The following is a 2553-nucleotide window of genomic DNA, read 5'->3' on the forward strand; positions in this document are numbered from 1 at the left end:
CGCGTCCGCCCGCTTCCAGCAGCTGTGCAGGCACTGCGCTGCGGGTGTTCAGGTACACGGTGTGGCCGGCGGCGATAAGGTGCCCTGCCATGGGGGCGCCCATGATGCCGAGGCCGATAAATCCGAGAGTAGTCATAGTGGTAGTGCGAAGGAGTTGGGGAGACTGTGTGGCAGCGTGTTCTGCGGAGGTAAAGGAGGAGCCCTAAGGGCGGGGGACACGCAGCAGAACACGCTGCCACACAGTCTCCCCGCCAGAAAAAGAAGTGCTAGCTAAGGTACCGGTCCCGCAAAGCCTGCGTGGCATTGCGGAACACCCCCAGGTCGCTGCCTACGGCCACAAAGGTGGCGCCCATGTCCATGTAGCGGCGTGCATCGGCCTCTACTGGCGCCAGGATGCCGGCGGGCTTGCCGTGGGCCTTGGCCTGGGCAAACACATGGGCAATAGCGGCCTGCACCTCGGGGTGCGCTGCGTTGCCCAAGTGGCCATAACCAGCGGCCAGGTCTGATGGCCCGACAAAAATGCAGTCCACGCCTGGCACGGCGGCAATCTCGCCACTGGCGGCCACGGCTTCGCGGCTTTCAATTTGCACCGCCACACACATGTGCTGGTTAGCTTCCTGGAAATAGTTGGGCACCGAGCCATAGCGGTTGCTGCGCTGGGCGACCGATACACCGCGCATGCCCTCGGGCGGGTAGCGGGTGGCGGAAACGGCCAACTCCGCTTCTTCGGCGTTTTGCACAAAGGGCACCAGGAAGTTGTAGAACCCCGCATCCAGCAGGCGCTTGATCTCGATGGGGTTGTTGCAGGTGGGGCGCACAAAGGGCGCGCTCACGCTGTCCTTGAGCGCCATGAGTTGGGGCACAAAGGTCACCACATCGTTGGGCGAGTGTTCGCCGTCCAACAAGATCCAGTCAAAGCCAGCAACACCCAGCACCTCGGCGGTGATGGGGCTGGCCAGCGATGCCCAGCAGCCAATCAGGCGCTTGCCGGCCAGCAGGTCCTTCTTGAACTGGTTGGGAAAAGGGCGGTAAGGGGTAGGGTAGGTCATGGCAATGCCTTCAGGAAATCGGGTTGTTCTTGTCGGGGGTCAGGTGATTGGGGCGGGGTTGAACAGCACCAGCGAGTTGTGCAGCTTCCATTGCTCAGCCCAGGTTTTTTTGCGGCCACTGGCCACATCGAGCATCAGGCGGAACAGCTCCCAGCCCAGGTCTTCAATGCTGGCTTCGCCATCCGCAATGCGGCCGGCGTTCACGTCCATCAGGTCGTGCCAGCGGCGGGCCAGGTCGGTGCGGGTGGCCACCTTGATGACCGGGCACTCGGCCAGGCCATACGGCGTGCCGCGGCCGGTGGTGAACACATGCAGGTTCATGCCAGCGGCCAGCTGCAGCGTGCCGCAGATGAAGTCGCTGGCGGGGGTGGCGGCATAGTGCAGGCCCTTGTGCTGCAGTTTCTCGCCCGGCGACAGCACGCCGCTGATGGGCGCGGTGCCGGACTTGATGATGGAGCCCATGGCTTTTTCGACAATATTGGAGAGGCCACCGGCCTTGTTGCCGGGTGTGGTGTTGGCGCTGCGGTCGGCTTGGCCGCGGCCCAGGTAGGCGTCGTACCAGGCCATCTCGCGCGCCATGGCATCGGCAATCTCCGGGGTGGTGGCGCGGGCCGTCATCTGGTCCACCGCATCGCGTACCTCGGTGGTCTCCGAGAACATGACTGTGGCCCCGGCGCGCACCAGCAGGTCGGTGCAATACCCCACGGCGGGGTTGGCCGTCACACCAGAGAACGCATCGCTGCCGCCACATTGCACGCCCACCACCAGTTCGCTGGCAGGCACGGTTTCGCGCTGGCGGGCGTTCAGGCGCTCCAGGTGCGGGACGGCGGAGGCCAGCACCGAGTCAATCATGCTCATGAAGCCCACATGCTTCTCGGCCTGCAGGCACACCACATCGAGTGCGGGCTCATTTTGAGTGCCAAATTGGCCTGTAGGCCCCGGTATCCACTGCGCCAGCAGCTACTGGTTTGATAGCAATACCACCAGCAGGGAATAGACGGTCCGGTTGCAGCTTCTCGCAGCCCAGGCTCACTACCATCACCTCGCCGCCAAAGTTGGGGTTCTTGGAGATGTTGCGCAGCGTGCGGATGGGGATGATGGCGTCGGGTGCGTCGATGGCCACACCGCAGCCGTAGCTGTGCTCCAGACCAATCACGTCGTCCACATTCGGGTAGCGCGGCAGCAGCTGCTCCTTGATGCGCTGCACCGCAAAGTCCACCACACCCGCCACACACTGCACCGTGGTGGTGATGGCCAGGATGTTGCGCGTGCCCACCGAGCCATCGGCATTGCGGTAGCCCTCGAAGGTGTAACCCTCCAGCGGCTCCGCATTCCAGGCGGCTGCAGTGGAACGGGGCAGGTCGGCGAGTGAGCGGGCTTCGGGCATGTGCAGCATGCGCTCGTGCACCCAGGCGCCCGCAGGAATATCCTGCATTGCGTAGCCAATCGGCACGTTGTAGCGCAGCACAGCGGCGTCTTTGGCAATCGGCACCAATACGTAACT

2 protein-coding genes and 1 pseudogene are annotated in these 2553 nt (G+C 63.9%); all 3 read right to left on the reverse strand.

Going from position 1 to position 2553, the window contains the following annotated elements; translation table 11 throughout:
- On the reverse strand, positions 1–136 hold a 136-nt coding region (locus tag U5O12_RS17740), incomplete at its 3' end, for an NAD(P)-binding domain-containing protein (RefSeq protein ID WP_322579931.1).
- Positions 137–266: 130 nt separating this feature from the next.
- Entirely contained in the window at positions 267–1049 is a 783-nt protein-coding gene (garL, locus tag U5O12_RS17745) for a 2-dehydro-3-deoxyglucarate aldolase (RefSeq protein ID WP_322579930.1), read from the reverse strand.
- 39 nt (positions 1050–1088) lie between these two features.
- Positions 1089–2553: pseudogene (gene garD / locus U5O12_RS17750) on the reverse strand (galactarate dehydratase); the annotation flags it as partial.

Source organism: Rhodoferax sp. (assembly GCF_034519335.1).
Lineage (GTDB): Bacteria > Pseudomonadota > Gammaproteobacteria > Burkholderiales > Burkholderiaceae_C > Allorhodoferax.

Coding starts and splice junctions, on each gene's coding strand:
- garL (WP_322579930.1), bottom strand. CDS start 1,049: ATGACCTACCCTACCCCTTACCGCCCTTTTCCCAACCAGTTCAAGAAG.